This window comes from Stenotrophomonas sp. MH181796 (assembly GCF_009659995.1).
GTDB classification, from domain to species: Bacteria; Pseudomonadota; Gammaproteobacteria; order Xanthomonadales; family Xanthomonadaceae; genus Stenotrophomonas; species Stenotrophomonas riyadhensis.
In genome coordinates, this window is sequence record NZ_RAHU01000004.1 from 134,371 (window position 1) to 149,570 (window position 15,200).

The following is a 15,200-nucleotide window of genomic DNA, read 5'->3' on the forward strand; positions in this document are numbered from 1 at the left end:
GGCATGAAACTGCCTGCCGTTGTCACCGCTTCCGCCCTCCTGCTCAGCCTTGCTGCGTGTTCGCAGCGCTCCGATACGGTCGCCCATGATCTGGCGACCGCACCGGCCGACGCCTTCATGGCTGCCGTGGCCGCACATTGCGGCCAGGCCTATGCCGGCAAGGTGGTGGAGGACACGCCGGCACCGACCGGCAAGGATCCGTTCGCCGGGCAGCGCCTGGTCATGCACGTGCGCGGCTGTGCCGATCCGGCGCACGAGCTGCGCATCCCGTTCCATGTCGGCGATGACCACTCGCGGACCTGGGTGCTGACCCGCACGGAAACCGGCCTGCGCCTGAAGCACGATCATCGCCACGAAGACGGCAGCCCTGACGCGATCACCCTGTACGGTGGCGACAGCACGCCACCCGGCACTGCCGAGCGCCAGCAGTTCCCGGCCGACAGCGATTCGGTGGCGATGTTCCGCCGCGCCGACATGCTGGCCTCCACGCACAACACCTGGGCGATGGAGATTGATCCCGACCAGACCTTCGTCTACGAGCTGACCCGCCCGGATGGCCGCCGCTTCCGCGTGCAGTTCGACCTGGGCAACCCGGTCGACCTGCCGCCCGCACCGTGGGGCGACGACACAGCACCCGCGCCGTGATCCCGGGGTCGGATCCCTCCTGCGGAGGGCTCTGACCCCGACCCTGCACTCATCGCGTGCCGAAGCGCGCGCGGCAGCCGTTGCTCACCCACACCTGGCCACGTGAGTAGCCCCAGCTGCGGCCTTCCTGGCAGGCACTGCCGGACAGCTGCTGCTGCAGCACCGGGCGGCCCTGGCGCTCATCCCAGTCGCAGGTCTGCGAGCGGTTGTTGTTGCTGCTGCAGGTGACCGAGTAATTGCTGTTGCCACCGCCCCAGCCACCGCCACCACCGCCCCAGCCGCGGGTTTCGGCGAACTCGGCGCGGCAGCCGCCGCTGACCCAGATCGCGCCATTGCGCACGCCCCAGGTGCGGCCCTCGTCGCAGGGGCTGCCGGACAGCTGGCGGACCAGGCGGGCATTGCGCCATCCGACCGGGCAGCTGCGCTCGCGGTTGTTCTGGCTCTCGCAGCGGATCGTCTCGCCGGGGCGGCCGTTGTTACCGCCCCAGCCACCGCCATTGCCGCCGCCCCAGCCACCGCGGGCCTCGACGAATTCGGCGCGGCAGCCATTGGTGACCCAGATGCTGCCATTGCGGCTGCCCCAGGTGCGGCCTTCGTCGCAGGCGCTGCCGGACAACTGGCGGACCAGCTGCGCATTGCGCCAGCCGGTGTTGCAGACCCGTTCGCGGTTGTTCTGGCTTTCACAGCGGACCACCCCGCTCTGCGCATGCGCGGAAGGGGCGGGCAGGGCAAGGGTGCCCAGTGCACCCAGGGCGAGGGTCAGGGCCAGGCTGGCCAGGGACAGCGGTTTCATGGCGGCATCCCATACGGTGGCAGGTGCCCGACTATAGGGAGGGGGGCGATCAAGCCGGTGTGACTGGCCGGATTTGCCCCGGCCGGGGCCTCGGCCGCAGAATACGAGGCTTTCCGGCCCCCATCCGGTGCCGGCGTTCTCCAGCGGAGCTTCCCCCCATGCGTACCCACTTCTGCGGCCTGGTCGATGAGACCCTGATTGGCCAGACTGTCACCCTCGCCGGCTGGACCGACGTGGCCCGTAACCAGGGCGGCGTCTGCTTCATCGATCTTCGAGATCATGAAGGCATCGTGCAGGTGACCGTGGAAGTCGACAACGCCGAAGTGTTCGCCGTGGCCGCGTCGCTGGGCTACGAGGACGTGCTGCAGGTGGAAGGCGTCGTGCGTGCCCGCCACGCGGTGAACGACAAGATGCGCACCGGCAAGGTGGAAGTGATCGCCACCGCCATCACCGTGCTGAACAAGGCCGCGCCGCTGCCGTTCCACGCCCACGAGAATCCGGGCGAGGAAACCCGCCTGAAGTACCGCTACCTGGACCTGCGCCGCCCGGAAATGCAGCGCATGCAGCGCACCCGCATCAAGCTGGTGCAGGCCCTGCGCCGCCATCTGGACGAAAAGGGCTTCCAGGACATCGAGACCCCGATCCTGACCAAGGCCACCCCGGAAGGCGCGCGCGATTTCCTGGTGCCGGCGCGCATGCATCCGGGCGAGTTCTACGCCCTGCCGCAGAGCCCGCAGCTGTTCAAGCAGATCCTGATGGTGGCCGGCTTCGACCGCTACTACCAGATCGCGCGCTGCTTCCGCGACGAGGCCCTGCGTGCCGACCGCCAGCTGGAATTCACCCAGCTGGACATGGAATTCGCCTTCGTCCGCGAGCGCGACGTGCAGGACTTCGTCGAGGACATGATCCGTGCCATCTTCAAGGAAGTGGTCGACGTCCAGCTGGACGCCAGCTTCCCGCGCATGACCTGGGCCGAGGCGATGCGTCGCTACGGTTCGGACAAGCCGGACCTGCGCATCGCGCTGGAGCTGGTCGACGTCGCCGAGCTGGTCAAGGACAGCGAGTTCCCGGTGTTCACCGGCCCGGCCAATGATGCCGATGGCCGCGTCGCCGCGCTGCGCATCCCGGGCGGTGCGTCGCTGAGCCGCAAGCAGATCGACGAGTACGCCGCGCATGCCGCCAAGTACGGCGCCAAGGGCCTGGCCTACATCAAGATCGCCGACAACGGCGAGATCAGCTCGCCGATCCAGAAGTTCTTCAGCGAAGCCGCCTTCGCTGCGCTGGTCGCCCACGTCGGCGCCGGCAACGGCGACATCGTGTTCTTCGGCGCCGGTGGCTACAACAAGGTCTCCGACTTCATGGGCGCGCTGCGCCTGAAGGCCGGCAAGGACTTCGGCCTGGTCGCCGACGGTTGGGCGCCGCTGTGGGTCACCGATTTCCCGATGTTCGAGTGGGACGAGGAAGAACAGCGCTACGTCGCCCTGCATCACCCCTTCACCGCACCGGCCGTGGACGACATCGCCGACCTGCGCGCCAACGCCCGTACCGCCGTCTCGCGCGGCTACGACATGGTGCTCAACGGCAATGAAATCGGCGGCGGTTCCATCCGTATCCACCGTCCGGACATGCAGAGCGCGGTATTCGAGCTGCTCGGCATCGGCGCCGAAGAAGCCCGTGCCAAGTTCGGCTTCCTGCTCGACGCGCTGAACTACGGCGCGCCGCCGCACGGTGGCATCGCCTTCGGCATCGACCGCATCGCCGCGCTGATGGCCGGCACCGAGTCGATCCGCGACGTCATCCCGTTCCCGAAGACCACCGGTGCACAGGATCTGATGACCGACGCGCCGTCGCCGATCGTCGACGCGCAGCTGGCCGAAGTGCACATCCAGGTTCGCCCCAAGACCAACTGATCAGGAGATCCAGGCAATGACCGAGTTTGCGTTTTCGCTGGAGTGGGAAAAGCTGGGCAATGAAGGCTCCGAGGCCACCCTGGTCACCGAGCGTGCACGCGTGTTCGGGGGTTGGCTGGTCCGCGTCGGTACCAACCCGGCGGCGATGGCCCTGACCTTCGTCGCCGACGGCGAAGGCCGTTGGGACGGTGAAGACTTCGGCGTCGAGGATTACGAAGACGACGAAGAGGAAGAGTACGACGAGGACGAGGAAGGCGAGGAAGAAGAGGACGAAGACGAAGAGGAATACGAGGAAGAGGACGAGGAAGAAGCGGAATCGTCTGAAAAGGCTTGACCCGCGCTTCGCCCTGACGTCAACTTCCTGCATGTATTCGATCCGCCGCGCTACCGTGGACGACGCGCCGACCCTGTCGGCGCTGGCCGCCCGCACGTTCACCGAAACCTTCGGCCATCTGTATCCGCCGCAGGACCTGCAGGCCTTCCTCGAGGAGGCCTACACGGTCGAGCGCCAGCGCGTGATCCTGGCCCACCCGGATTACGCGGTGTGGCTGCTGGAGCTGGATGGGGAGGCGGTCGGCCACGCCGCCGCCGGCCCCTGTGGCCTGCCGCATCCGGATGTGAAACCCGGTGACGGCGAACTCAAGCGCCTGTACCTGGTCAAGACCCAGCAGAGCTGCGGCTGGGGCAGCCGCCTGCTGGAAACCGCGCTGGCCTGGCTGGAACACGAAGGCCCACGCACGCTGTGGCTGGGCGTGTGGTCGGAGAACTTCGGCGCACAGCGCTTCTACGCCCGCTATGGATTCGAGAAGGCGGGCGAGTACCTGTTCCCGGTCGGCGACACCCACGATCTTGAATTCATCCTGCGCCGCGCACCGCGCGCAGCCTGACGTTCACCGCCGCTTGCTGCGCGCGCGTGTTCAATCACCGTACGTTCCTGCCCCGCTGACCGCCAGGCTGTTTGCATGACTCCCCCCGTATTGCTGCTGCATGGCATCTGGAATGCCCGTGCCTGGGTCGGGCCGCTGGCCTGGCGTCTGCGCGCGCGCGGTTTCCAGGTGCACGCATTCGGTTACTCCTCGGTCTTCGGTGGCCCCGACGTGGCGGTGCCGCAGCTGCTGGAGCGGCTGGCCGATGCCGGGCCGTTGTCGCTGGTCGGCCACAGCCTGGGAGGCCTGCTGGCGCTGGAAGCGCTGCGCCGCAATCCGCAGCTGCCGGTGCAGCGCGTGGTCTGTCTGGGCTCGCCGCTGCGCGGCAGCGGTACCGCGCGCTCGTTGTCCGATCACGGCTGGGGCCTGGCGCTGGGGCGCAGCAGCGAGCTGCTGCTGGATGGCCTGCCGGACTGGCGGGGCAAGGCCGAGGTCGGCCTGATCGCCGGTTCAGTGCCGCACGGGCTGGGCAGCCTGCTGGGCGCCATCGACGATGCCTCCGACGGCACCGTGGCCCTGGCCGAGACCCGCCTGCCGGGCCTGGCCGACCATTGCGTGGTGCGTACCAGCCACAGCGGTCTGGTGGTGTCGCCCGACGCCGCGCGGCAGACCGCGCATTTCCTGCGCCACGGCCAGTTCGACCACAGCCGCGACGCCGCCGCTGCGTAAGGCCCGGCAGTGGGACCGTTCTGTAGAGTCGAGCCCACGCTCGGCTGCTGTCCGGTCAGGCGCCGCTGAGCCGAGCATCGGCTCGGCTCTACAACAATACGGGCCTAGACACGGTTGCAGCGCCCGATCAGGTAGAATCCGCGCCTTGATCCTGAAGCAGCCAGACGGTAGCACCCATGGGTAGAGGCCCCTCCATCGAAGCCCGCAAGAACGCGTCCGACGCGAAGCGCGGCAAGATTTTCACCAAGATCATCCGCGAGATCGGCGTTGCCGCGCGCGGCGGTGGAGGCGACCCCAACAACAACCCGCGCCTGCGCGTGGCCGTGGACAAGGGCCTGGCCGTGAACATGTCCAAGGACGTGATCGAGCGCGCCATCAAGAAGGCCACCGGTGAACTGGAAGGCGTCGACTACGAGGAAATCCGCTACGAGGGCTACGCTCCGGGTGGCGTGGCCGTGATCGTCGATTGCCTGACCGACAACCGCGTGCGCACCGTGGCCGATGTCCGCCATGCGTTCAGCAAGTGCGGTGGCAACATGGGCACCGAAGGCTCGGTGGCCTTCATGTTCAAGCGCCTGGGCGTGCTCAGCTTCGCCCCGGGCGCCGATGAGGAAGCCATCACCGAGGCCGCTATCGACGCCGGCGCCGATGACATCGTGGTCTATCCGGATGACGGTTCGATCGACGTGGTCACCAGCCCTGACGCGTTCAACGCGGTCAAGGATGCGATGGCCGCCGCTGGCCATGTCGCCGACCACGCCGAGATCACCTTCCGCGCGGACAACGACATCAAGGTCGAGGGCGAGGTCGCCCTGCAGGTCAAGAAGCTGCTGGACATGCTTGAAGACCTGGACGACGTGCAGGACGTGTATTCCAACGCCGAACTCGGCGCCGACGCCTACGCCTGAGCCGTCTTCGACGGCCTGGGCGCGGGCCGTTGAACGGTCACCGCGGACAGTCATGAGCCCATACGCCTGCCAGCGCATTCCGTTCCTCCCCGCCAGGAGTGCAGCATGACCCGCATTCTCGGCATCGACCCCGGTTCGCAGCGGACCGGGGTCGGCATCATCGATGTTGACGCCACCGGCAAGGTCAGCCACGTGCACCACCAGCCACTGGTGTTGCTGGGCGCCGACGATTTCCCGCAGCGCATGAAGCTGCTGGTGCTGGGCCTGGCCGACCTGTGCCGGGAATACCAGCCGAACGAAGTGGCCATCGAAAAGGTGTTCATGGCGCGCAATCCCGATTCGGCATTGAAGCTGGGCCAGGCCCGTGGCGCGGCGATCTCCGCCGTGGTGCTGCGCGACCTGCCGGTGCACGAATACGCCGCCAGCGAGATCAAGCTGGCGGTGGTCGGGCGCGGTGGTGCCGAAAAGCAACAGGTTCAACACATGGTCGGGCTCATGCTCAACCTGAAAACCAAGCTGCAGGCCGACGCGGCCGACGCGTTGGCGGTGGCGATCACCCATGCCCACGTAAGGGCGACGGCCAACCGCCTGGGGCTCAGTGCCCGCCAGGCGTGGGGCCGCAAATGAGGAGCTGCACGCAATGATCGGTCGACTGCGCGGCATCGTCGCCTACAAGGCGCCGCCGTGGCTGGTGGTGGACGTGAACGGAGTGGGCTACGAACTGGAGGCGCCGATGAGCACCTTCTACGACCTGCCCGAGCTTGGCCGCGAGGTCACCCTGTACACCCATTACTCGCAGAAGGAAGACAGCGTTTCGCTGTACGGCTTCCTGCGCGAAGGTGAGCGGCGCCTGTTCCGCGACGTGCAGAAGGTCAGTGGCATCGGCGCGAAGATCGCGCTGGCCGTGCTGTCCGGCGTCACTGTCGAGGAGTTCGCGCGCATGGTCCAGGCTGGTGACATCACCGCGCTGACCCGCATTCCGGGCATCGGCAAGAAGACCGCCGAGCGCATGGTGCTGGAGCTGCGTGACCGCGCGGCCCAGTTCGGTGCCGGCGGCGCGCTGCCCACCGGCAGCGGCCCGGCCCCGGCCGATCCGCTGTCCGATGCCACCGTGGCCCTGCAGCAGCTGGGCTACAAGCCGGCCGAAGCCGCACGCATGGCCCGCGATGCCTTCAATGAAGGCGACGAAGTGGCCACCGTGATCCGCAAGGCGCTGCAGTCCGCGCTGCGCTGAGCCGCGTCCCTTTCCCCCAACCTACCGCCTGAGCTTCGCCAGGAGTCCCATGTCCAGCAGTCAAACCCCGCACACAGCCGCCCCCGGCGGCCACGGTCACGCCCCTCCAGCCGGAGGCATGGCGCTGATCATCGGTGCGATCGGCGTGGTCTTCGGCGATATCGGTACCAGCCCGCTGTACACCCTGAAGGAGGCGTTCTCGCCGCACTACGGGCTCAACAGTGACCACGACACCGTGCTGGGCGTGCTGTCGCTGGCGTTCTGGGCGCTGAACATCGTGGTCACGCTGAAGTACGTGACCATCATCATGCGCGCCGACAACGACGGCGAGGGCGGCATCATGGCGCTGATGGCGCTGACCCAGCGCACGCTGCGCAACGGGTCGCGCTCGGCCTATGTGGTCGGCATCCTCGGCATCTTCGGTGCCTCGCTGTTCTTCGGTGATGGCGTGATTACCCCGGCGATCTCCGTGCTTGGCGCGGTCGAGGGCCTGGAGGTGGCCGCGCCCGGCCTGCATGCCTTCATCGTGCCGATCACCGTAGTCGTGCTGCTGGCGGTGTTCGCCGCGCAGCGCTTCGGCACCGAGAAGATCGGCAAGGCGTTCGGCCCGATCACCTCGGTCTGGTTCATCTCGTTGGCCGCGATCGGCATCTACAACATCGTCGACGCGCCGGAAGTGTTGAAGGCCTTCAACCCGTGGTGGGCGATCCGCTTCTTCATGGAGCACAGCTGGCACGGTATCTTCATCCTCGGTGCGGTGGTACTGGCCGTGACCGGTGGTGAGGCGCTGTACGCCGACATGGGCCACTTCGGTGCCAAACCCATCCGCCACGCCTGGTATTTCTTCGTGCTGCCGTGCCTGGTGCTGAACTACCTGGGGCAGGGCGCACTGGTGCTCAACCACCCCGAGGCGCTGAAGAACCCGTTCTTCGAGGCAGTACCGCCGTGGGCGCTGTACCCGATGATCATCCTGGCCACGATGGCGGCGGTGATCGCGTCGCAGTCGGTCATCACCGGTGCGTTCTCGGTCTCGCGCCAGGCCATGCAGCTGGGTTACATCCCGCGCATGCGGATCAAGCACACCTCGCACGACACCATCGGCCAGATCTACATCCCGGGCATCAACTGGGGCATCGCGGTGATGGTGATCGGCCTGGTGCTGGCCTTCCGCAGCTCCTCCAACCTGGCCGTGGCCTACGGCATCTCGGTGTCGGCCACCATGCTGATCGACACCCTGCTGCTGGCCCTGGTGGCGCGATCGCTGTGGCCGAAGGCGCGCAAGTGGATCCTGCCGCTGTGCGTGGTGTTCTTCATCATCGACCTCGGCTTCGTCATCGCCAACGGTGCCAAGCTGCTGCAGGGCGCCTGGTTCCCGGTGGTGCTGGGCATCTTCCTGTTCACCATGATGCGCACCTGGCGCCGTGGCCGCGAGTTGCTGCGTGATGAGATCCGCAAGGACGGCATCCGCCTGGACACCTTCCTGCCGGGCCTGATGCTGGCACCGCCGGTACGCGTGCCGGGCACCGCGGTGTTCCTCACCGCCGACCCGACCGTGGCCCCGCACGCGCTGATGCACAACCTCAAGCACAACAAGGTGCTGCACGAGCGCAACGTGTTCCTGCACGTGGAAACCCTGCCCATTCCCTATGCGATGGAAGGGCAGCGGCTGAAGATCGAATCGGTGGGTGACGAGTTCTACCGCGTCTACGTGCGCTTCGGTTTCATGGAGACCCCGGACGTGCCGCTGGCGCTGATGCGTTCCTGCGACCACGGCGGTATCTACTTCGACCCGATGGACACCACCTTCTTCGCCAGCCGCGAAACCATCGTCGCCACCGCCAACCGTGGCATGCCGATCTGGCGCGACAAGCTGTTCGCGCTGATGCATCGCAACGCCGCCCCGGCCACCGGCTTCTTCCGGATTCCGGGCAACCGCCTCGTGGAACTGGGCGCGCAGGTGGAGATTTAATCCCCACCTGCGCTACGTCCCACGATTTGCTGCGCAAACCGTGGGCCCCGCACGCATTCCACCTTGTCCCCGCGCCTGTCGGCGCGCCCCCTTGAAACGCAGGCGCCTTGGGCGCCGGCGTTCCGCGCATTCCACCTTATCCCCGCGCTTGTCGGCGCGCCCCCTTGAAACGCAGGCACCTTGGGCGCCGGCGTTCCGCGCATTCCACCTTATCCCCCCGCCTGTCGGCGCGCCCCCTTGAAACGCAGGCACCTTGGGCGCCGGCGTTCCGCGCATTCCACCTTATCCCCGCGCTTGTCGGCGCGCCCCCTTGAAACGCAGGCACCTTGGGCGCCGGCGTTCCGCGCATTCCACCTTATCCCCCCGCCTGTCGGCGCGCCCCCTTGAACAACAAGGGGGCTCCACTTGCGGAGACCACTCGACTTCTCAGGTCCATCCACGCACGGTGTGGATCTACCGTGTCGACCAAGGTCGACACCCACCAAGAGCAGCCCATGTCAGCCCGACAGATCGCAGGACTCTGTCGAAGGCGGGGTGGGTCCGGTTGCGGGGGCGTGAGCCGCATGGATGCGGCGACCGAGCTTACATGGACGTACTTGCAGCGTCCCCCGCAACCGGACCCACCCCGCCATTCCCCAGGAACTCAGCTTTGGCTGTTGCTTTGGCCGTTGCAGTTGCTTCTGCGGGTGCCGGGCGCAGCCCGGCCGAAACCCGCGCTTTTGCCGCATAATCAGCACATGACCGACGACCGCATCATCGGCGCCGGCGCCACCCGCGAGGATGACGCCGCCGACGCCAGCATCCGCCCCAAGCGCCTTGCCGACTACCTCGGCCAGGTGCCGGTGCGCGAGCAGATGGAGATCTACATCCAGGCGGCCAAGGGGCGCGGCGACGCGCTCGACCATGTGCTGATCTTCGGGCCGCCCGGCCTGGGCAAGACCACCCTCAGCCATGTCATCGCCAACGAACTGGGCGTGGCCCTGCGGGTGACCTCCGGCCCGGTGATCGAGAAGGCCGGCGACCTCGCCGCGCTGCTGACCAACCTGCAGCCGCACGATGTGCTGTTCATCGACGAGATCCATCGCCTGTCGCCGGTGGTGGAAGAAGTGTTGTATCCGGCGATGGAAGATTTCCAGATCGACATCATGATCGGCGAGGGCCCCGCCGCCCGCTCGATCAAGATCGACCTGCCGCCGTTCACCCTGATCGGTGCCACCACCCGGGCCGGCCTGCTGACCGCGCCGCTGCGCGATCGCTTCGGCATCGTCCAGCGCCTGGAGTTCTACAGCGTCGAGGAGCTGACCCGGATCGTGCGCCGCTCGGCAGCCATCCTGGCCATCGACTGCACCGCCGATGGCGCCGGCGAGATCGCACGCCGCGCGCGTGGCACCCCGCGTATCGCCAACCGCCTGCTGCGGCGCGTGCGCGACTACGCGCAGGTCAAGGCCGGCGGCCACATCGACGAGGCCGTGGCCCAGGCCGCGATGAAGATGCTGAAGGTCGACCCGGAGGGCTTCGACGAGCTTGACCGGCGCCTGCTCAAGACCATGGTCGACTACTTCGATGGCGGCCCGGTCGGCATCGAATCGCTGGCGGCGGCGCTGTCCGAAGAGCGCGGCACGCTGGAAGACGTGGTCGAGCCCTACCTGATCCAGCAGGGCTTCCTGGTGCGCACCGCGCGTGGCCGCATGGCCACCCACAAGGCCTACCGGCACATGGGCCTGAAGCCGAAGAACCCGCCGCAGGACCTGTTCGCGGAGGTTCCCGATGCCGGTTGAGCCCCGATTCAGTTGGCCGACACGCATTTACTGGGAAGATACCGACGCAGGTGGCGTGGTCTACCACGCCCGCTACGTGGCCTTCATGGAACGGGCCCGGACCGAATGGATGCGAGCGCTGGGCTACGGCCAGGAGCGCATGCGCGCCGAGCACGGGATGGTCTTCGCGGTGCGCTCGATGCAGATGGATTTCATCAAGCCGGCGCGGCTGGATGACACCCTGCAGGTGAGCGCCCGCCTGGTCCAGCTGAAGAAGGCCAGCATGGTCTTCGACCAGCAGATCCTGCGCGACGGCGAACTGCTGCTGTCGGCGCAGGTCCGCATCGCCGCACTGGAAGCGGCCAGTTTCCGCCCGCGTGGCATGGACGAGGCCGTCCTTGCCGTGCTGCAACCCCACCTCCACCCCGAATCCGAACACTGAGGAACAACGGATGATCGCAACGCTCCTGGCCCTGCAGGCCACGGTCACCGAGGCACTGCCGGCCGACGTCAGCAACGCCGCGACACAGACCCTTGCCCAGGCCACCACCGGCGGCGGCATCAACTACCTCGAACTGATGGCCAAGGCCAGCCTGCCGGTGAAGATCATCGTGCTGCTGCTGCTGGTCGGCTCGTTCGTCAGCTGGGTGATCATTTTCCGCAAGGCCCGCGTGTTCAAGCAGGCCACCCGTGAAGCCGACGAGTTCGAGAACCGCTTCTGGTCCGGCGCCGACCTGGGCAAGCTGTACAGCTCGGCCACCGACCGCAGCCGCAACGTCGGCGGCCTGGAAGCGATCTTCGAAGCAGGCTTCCGCGAGTACACCCGCCTGCGCGACAAGCGCCGTCTGGATGGCCGCGCGCAGCTGGAAGGCGCACAGCGTGCCATGCGCACCACCTACACCCGCGAAGTGGACCAGCTCGAGCGCAACCTGGAACTGCTGGCCAACATCGGCTCGACCGCGCCGTACGTGGGTCTGGTCGGTACCGTGTTCGGCATCATGGTGACCATGCACGACATGATCAGCAGTGGCGCGCAGGCGGGCATCGCCGCCGTTGCGCCGGGCATCTCCGAAGCGCTGTTCGCCACCGCCATCGGTCTGTTCGTGGCGATCCCGGCGGTGTGGGCCTACAACCGCTTCACCACGCGCGTGGAGCGCATGTCGGTGCGGTTCGAGACCTTCGCCGAAGAGTTCAGCTCCATCCTGCAGCGCCAGAGCGCTGGCGACGAGTAAGCGCCTGACCCGGGAGTCCAAGCCATGTCCGCTGCCATCGGTCGCCGCAAGCGCCGCAAGCTGAAATCGGAAATCAACGTCGTTCCCTACATCGACGTCATGCTGGTGCTGCTGATCATCTTCATGGTCACCGCGCCGCTGCTCACCCTGAGCTTCGACGTCGACCTGCCGCAGTCCAACGCCAAGGCGCTGGAGAGCAAGCAGGACCCGGTGATCGTCTCGGTGCGCCAGGACGGCCAGCTCAGCCTGAAGCTGGCTGACGCCAAGGAACCGACCGCCGTGTCGGCTGAGGAACTGGAAGGCCGCCTGGCCGGCATTGCCGCCCAGGACAAGGGCGTGCGCGTGATCGTTGCCGCCGACCGCGCCGTGGCCTATGAAAAGGTCATCGCCGCGATGGATGTGATCAAGCGCGCCAAGGTAGACAAGGTAGGCCTGGCCACCGATGCACGCTGACGCCCTGCCACCTTCGCATCAGCGCGAACCCGGCTGGGGCCTGCCCTTGGCGCTGGCGTTGCTGGTGCACCTGCTGGTCGCGCTGGTCTTCATCGTGGCCTGGTTCTGGTCGCCCGAGCGCAACACCGATGCCGCTGCCGGCGACCCGTCGGTCGAGGCCAGCCTTGCGCTGTCCGCGTCCGAGGCGTCCGCCGCGCGTCAGGCCCTGCGCCAGTCGGAAAAGCTGGAAGACCTGCCGCCACCGGTCGCCGAGCCGATTCCGGTGCCCGAAGACACCATCCCGCCACCGCAGCCGATTCCCGAGCCGCGCCCGCAGGACGCCCCCACGCCGCAGCAGCAACAGGCGCAGGAGCGTGTCGCACAGCCGGACACCAAGGACCAGGAAGCGGTGAGCGCGCTGGCCATCTCGCAGGAGAAGGCCAAGCAGGAACAGGAAGCCAAGCGCCGCCAGGAGCAGATCGACCTGACCGAACGCAAGCGCCAGGAAGAAGCGGAGCAGAAGCTGCGCCTGGCCAAGCAGCAGGAAGCGGACGAAAAGAAGAAGCAGGCCGAGCAGGAGCGCGTGGCGGCTGACAAGGCCGAGGCCGAGAAGCAGAAGAAGATCGCCGAGATCCGCGCCCGCCGCGAGCAGGCCGAGAAGGAAGCCAAGCTGGCCGAGCAGAAGCTGCGCCAGGTCGCCGCCGCGCGCAATGCCGCCGGTAGTGCGGCCGCCGGTGCCAGCGGTGCGTCCCAGCCGGCTGCGGGTGGCGGTGGCAACAGCGATGATCTTTCGGCCAAGTACGCGGCCGCGATCCAGGCCAAGGTGCTGTCGCAGTGGGTACGCCCGGATACGGTGCCGCTGGGCCAGCGCTGCACCATCACCATCACCCAGATTCCGGGGGGCACGGTGATGCAGGCCAAGGTCAGCCCGAACTGCCCGTACGACGAGGCCGGCAGGCGTTCGATCGAGGCCGCCGTGCTCAATGCGCAGCCGCTGCCGTACCGCGGGTTCGAGTCGGTGTTCGCGCGCACGCTCAACTTCACCTTTACCGCCCAGGATCGCTGAGGCGGGCAGGGCAGGGTGGCCAGGGAGCCACCCGCGCCCATGGATGTCGCGCTTGCCTCTGGCAGGCCCGGTTTCGACCGGGCAGGCTGAGCCTGCTGTCGAACGCTGCCCGGCCGGGTGGCGTGATCGGGGCAGGCGGGTGCGATGTTAGCCACGACGTTAACGGTGCGTGAGAGGACGGGCTGGAACTGACCCGGAATTCACGTACCCTTGGTTCATGATTGCGAAGCGGTTCACTCCCGCTTTGCTATCCCTCGTTCCGGTTTCCCCCTATTGAGCGCTCCATGAAAAAGATGCCTCGCTGGCTTGCCGTGTTTGCGGCCCTGTTGCTGCCCTTCGCTGCCGTTGCGCAGCAGAGGGGACTGGATATCGACATCATCGGTGGCAATGCCTCCGCGTTGCCGATCACCATCGTGCCGATGCCCTACCAGGGTTCGGCCGCCGCACCGCAGACCGACGTCGCTGGCGTGGTCCGCGCCGACCTCGAGCGTTCGGGGCAGTTCCGCACGCTGCCGGAAGCACAGATCGTCGAAAAGCCGGTCCGTGGCGGCGACATCCAGTTCGCCACCTGGCGCGCGCTGAAGCAGAACTACATCGTGGTCGGCCGCGTGCTCGACGCCGGTGCCGGTGCCTACCGCGTCGAGTACGAACTGTTCGACGTGCCCAAGGGTGAGCGCCTGCTGGGCCTGGCGATGACCGCCCGTGGCAACGCCATGCGTGACGTCGCCCACCAGATGGCCGACGCCATCTACGAGAAGATCACCGGCATCCGTGGCGCCTTCTGGACCCGCATCGCCTACGTGACCGCCAGCGGCAAGGGCGACGCCATGCGCTACGCGCTGATGGTGGCCGACTCCGACGGCTTCAATCCGCAGACCATCGTGCGCTCGGCCGAGCCGCTGCTGTCGCCGTCGTGGAGCCCGGATGGCAGCAAGCTGGCCTATGTCAGCTTCGAGCGTGGCAACTCGGCGATCTACATCCAGAACATCGGCACCGGCGCGCGTGAACTGGTCACCAGCTTCCGTGGCATCAACAGCGCCCCGGCGTTCTCGCCGGACGGCCGCAAGCTGGCCCTGACCCTGTCGCGTTCGGGCAACCCGGAAATCTACGTGATGGACCTGGGCAGCAAGCAGCTGACCCAGCTGACCAACCACTTCGCCATCGATACCGAGCCGACCTGGGCGCCGGACGGCAGCGCGGTGTACTTCACCTCCGACCGCGGCGGCCGTCCGCAGGTCTACAAGGTCGGTGCGGGCGGCGGCAGTGCCGAACGCGTGACCTTCCAGGGCAACTACAACGCCAAGCCCTCGGTGTCCTACGATGGCAAGAAGATCGCCGTCGCCCAGGGCTCGGGCAACAGCTACAAGATCGCGATGATGGACAGCTCGCTGGGGTCGCCTCGCTGGAGCACGCTGTCCCCGGGTTCGCTGGATGAATCTCCGAGCTTTGCGCCCAACGCAAGCATGGTGTTGTACGCCGCCCGCGAGGGTGGCCGTGGTGTCCTGTACGCCGTTTCTGCCGATGCGCGCGTGCGCCAGCGGTTGGTTCTGGCTGACGGAGATGTGCGCGAACCGGCATGGTCCCCATACCGTACCCAGCGCTAAAAGAGTGTTAATATTTTCGCTGTCTTGAACCCCTCATCGGCCTAGGAGCCACAAA

Annotated in this window: 16 protein-coding genes; 15 read left to right on the forward strand and 1 reads right to left on the reverse strand. The window is 67.2% G+C overall.

Annotated elements, in window-relative coordinates; genetic code table 11:
- The first annotated feature begins 3 nt into the window (after positions 1-3).
- Positions 4-645: a hypothetical protein gene (locus D5301_RS10935; RefSeq protein ID WP_153855705.1), complete on the forward strand. Its 642-nt coding sequence runs from the start codon at positions 4-6 to the stop codon at positions 643-645.
- Between the two features lie 49 nt (positions 646-694).
- On the opposite strand, the gene D5301_RS10940 is transcribed toward D5301_RS10935, so the two are convergent.
- Positions 695-1,438, reverse strand: a complete 744-nt coding sequence (locus D5301_RS10940) for a DUF3011 domain-containing protein (protein ID WP_110713305.1) — start codon at positions 1,436-1,438, stop codon at positions 695-697.
- Positions 1,439-1,596: 158 nt separating this feature from the next.
- Here D5301_RS10940 and aspS point away from each other — a divergent pair, with 158 nt between their 5' ends.
- The 14 genes from aspS to tolB all read left to right on the forward strand — a co-directional run bounded on the left by aspS (position 1,597) and on the right by tolB (position 15,145).
- Positions 1,597-3,348, forward strand: coding sequence for an aspartate--tRNA ligase (gene aspS, locus D5301_RS10945; RefSeq protein WP_153855706.1), 1,752 nt, complete (start codon positions 1,597-1,599; stop codon positions 3,346-3,348).
- Between the two features lie 16 nt (positions 3,349-3,364).
- Positions 3,365-3,682: a DNA primase gene (locus tag D5301_RS24025; protein ID WP_093999652.1), complete on the forward strand. Its 318-nt coding sequence runs from the start codon at positions 3,365-3,367 to the stop codon at positions 3,680-3,682.
- Between the two features lie 31 nt (positions 3,683-3,713).
- Complete coding sequence (locus tag D5301_RS10955; protein ID WP_110713301.1) at positions 3,714-4,235, forward strand: GNAT family N-acetyltransferase; 522 nt, start codon at positions 3,714-3,716, stop codon at positions 4,233-4,235.
- A gap of 75 nt (positions 4,236-4,310) precedes the next feature.
- Complete coding sequence (locus D5301_RS10960) at positions 4,311-4,943, forward strand: alpha/beta fold hydrolase (protein WP_110713300.1); 633 nt, start codon at positions 4,311-4,313, stop codon at positions 4,941-4,943.
- Positions 4,944-5,119: 176 nt separating this feature from the next.
- On the forward strand, positions 5,120-5,851 hold the full coding sequence (locus D5301_RS10965; RefSeq protein ID WP_110713298.1) for a YebC/PmpR family DNA-binding transcriptional regulator: 732 nt from the start codon (positions 5,120-5,122) through the stop codon (positions 5,849-5,851).
- Between the two features lie 105 nt (positions 5,852-5,956).
- Complete coding sequence (gene ruvC / locus D5301_RS10970; protein WP_088026882.1) at positions 5,957-6,478, forward strand: crossover junction endodeoxyribonuclease RuvC; 522 nt, start codon at positions 5,957-5,959, stop codon at positions 6,476-6,478.
- Positions 6,479-6,491: 13 nt separating this feature from the next.
- Positions 6,492-7,085 carry a Holliday junction branch migration protein RuvA gene (gene ruvA / locus D5301_RS10975; protein ID WP_005410756.1) on the forward strand — a complete coding sequence of 198 codons (594 nt, stop codon included), beginning with the start codon at positions 6,492-6,494 and terminating at the stop codon, positions 7,083-7,085.
- Between the two features lie 118 nt (positions 7,086-7,203).
- Positions 7,204-9,054, forward strand: coding sequence for a potassium transporter Kup (locus tag D5301_RS10980; protein ID WP_176510699.1), 1,851 nt, complete (start codon positions 7,204-7,206; stop codon positions 9,052-9,054).
- Positions 9,055-9,791: 737 nt separating this feature from the next.
- A complete protein-coding gene (gene ruvB, locus D5301_RS10985; RefSeq protein WP_110713297.1) occupies positions 9,792-10,832 on the forward strand; it encodes a Holliday junction branch migration DNA helicase RuvB in 1,041 nt (346 codons plus the stop codon).
- Entirely contained in the window at positions 10,822-11,253 is a 432-nt protein-coding gene (gene ybgC / locus D5301_RS10990) for a tol-pal system-associated acyl-CoA thioesterase (RefSeq protein WP_049400779.1), read from the forward strand. The genes ruvB and ybgC overlap by 11 nt, the downstream gene beginning before the upstream one ends.
- 10 nt (positions 11,254-11,263) lie before the next feature.
- Positions 11,264-12,043 carry a protein TolQ gene (tolQ, locus tag D5301_RS10995; protein WP_006438802.1) on the forward strand — a complete coding sequence of 260 codons (780 nt, stop codon included), beginning with the start codon at positions 11,264-11,266 and terminating at the stop codon, positions 12,041-12,043.
- 24 nt (positions 12,044-12,067) lie between these two features.
- A complete protein-coding gene (gene tolR / locus D5301_RS11000) occupies positions 12,068-12,496 on the forward strand; it encodes a protein TolR (RefSeq protein WP_088026880.1) in 429 nt (142 codons plus the stop codon).
- Positions 12,486-13,541, forward strand: coding sequence for a cell envelope integrity protein TolA (gene tolA / locus D5301_RS11005; protein WP_110713295.1), 1,056 nt, complete (start codon positions 12,486-12,488; stop codon positions 13,539-13,541). Before tolR ends, tolA begins: the two co-directional genes overlap by 11 nt.
- Positions 13,542-13,825: 284 nt before the next feature.
- Positions 13,826-15,145 carry a Tol-Pal system beta propeller repeat protein TolB gene (gene tolB, locus D5301_RS11010; RefSeq protein ID WP_110713294.1) on the forward strand — a complete coding sequence of 440 codons (1,320 nt, stop codon included), beginning with the start codon at positions 13,826-13,828 and terminating at the stop codon, positions 15,143-15,145.
- The last annotated feature ends 55 nt before the right edge of the window (positions 15,146-15,200 follow it).